This window comes from Streptomyces sp. SID3343 (assembly GCF_009865215.1).
Lineage (GTDB): Bacteria > Actinomycetota > Actinomycetes > Streptomycetales > Streptomycetaceae > Embleya.
In genome coordinates this window covers 1-1,004 of the sequence record NZ_WWJX01000358.1, presented here as the reverse complement: position 1 = coordinate 1,004, position 1,004 = coordinate 1, and the positions used below count along the sequence as shown (strand labels likewise).

The 1,004-nt window shown below is 71.8% G+C and carries 2 protein-coding genes and 1 pseudogene; 1 reads left to right on the top strand and 2 read right to left on the bottom strand.

Annotated elements, in window-relative coordinates:
- Positions 1-66 precede the first annotated feature (66 nt).
- Entirely contained in the window at positions 67-462 is a 396-nt protein-coding gene (locus GT354_RS12140) for a MerR family transcriptional regulator (RefSeq protein WP_161356306.1), read from the bottom strand.
- A gap of 90 nt (positions 463-552) precedes the next feature.
- Between GT354_RS12140 and GT354_RS53845 the strand changes: the two are divergent.
- Positions 553-669 (top strand): annotated as a pseudogene (locus GT354_RS53845) (alkene reductase); the annotation flags it as partial.
- A gap of 26 nt (positions 670-695) precedes the next feature.
- Here the strand turns inward: GT354_RS53845 and GT354_RS52545 are convergent.
- Positions 696-1,004 (bottom strand): hypothetical protein (locus GT354_RS52545; RefSeq protein ID WP_237534645.1); only part of this gene is annotated, 309 nt, incomplete at its 5' end.

Here is a 1,004-nt window from a genome sequence, read left to right as displayed (position 1 = left end):
CCCGAACAGGTGTGCCCGGGCCGGGTGCCCCCGGCGCGGGTCCGGTGACGCTGCCCGCAACCCGGGTCAGGCGACCGAAGCCGCCGTGGCCTCGCAGTTCGCCCGGCCGGTGTCGCGGTACGCCCGGGCCGCGGCCATGACCTCGTCGAGCGCGTCGCGGGTGCGCTGCAACTCCTCGATGTGGTCGCAGATCCGGTCGCGCTCCTGGAGCATGCGCTCCATCGCGGCGTCGGAGTGGTCGTCGCTGGGCGAGTCGACACACGGCAGCAGTTCGACGATGGTGCGGCTGGAGAGTCCGGCCCCGTACAGGCGCTGGACGAAGGCGACCCGCTCGATGTCGTCGTCGGTGTAGTGCCGCTGCCCACCGGCGCTGCGGATGCTGGTGAGCAGGCCCTGCTCCTCGTAGTAGCGCAGCGAGCGGACGCTGGCTCCGGTCCGCGTCGCGAGTTCGCCGATGCGCATCTCGTACTCCTGTCCGTGACCCCGGCCACACGACTTGACTCTCACATCGATGTCAGGTTCCAGCGTACTACCCAGGCCGCCCGGCAGGGCCCTCCCCTGGTCGAACGGCTGCGCACCGGCCTGCCGATCGCGCCCGCCGACGAGGCCACGTACCACCAGGGCGGCGATGCGGGCTACCCCACCTACTCGGCCTGCCCGTACACCGCCCGACCCGAGCCGGCGGGCCCGGTGGCTCAGGCCCGGCCGCCGAGCCATCGGTGGACGGCGAGTGCGGTGGTCCGGGCGTGTTCCTCCAGCATGGTGAAGTGGTTTCCGGGGACGGTGACTTCGGCGTGCGGCAGGCTCCAGTCCGGGGCGGGTTCGGTGTCGGGCAGTGGGTGCTCGGCTCGGACGTACAGGGTGGGACAGGTGAGCGGCGCGGGTTTCCAGTCGCTGAAGAGCTCGAAGTAGCCGGCCATGGCGGTGAGTCGGGCGGGGTCGGCACCGGCGAACTCCGCAGCCTGGCGCAGCATGTTCGACGTCATCGCGGAAAGAGCCCGACC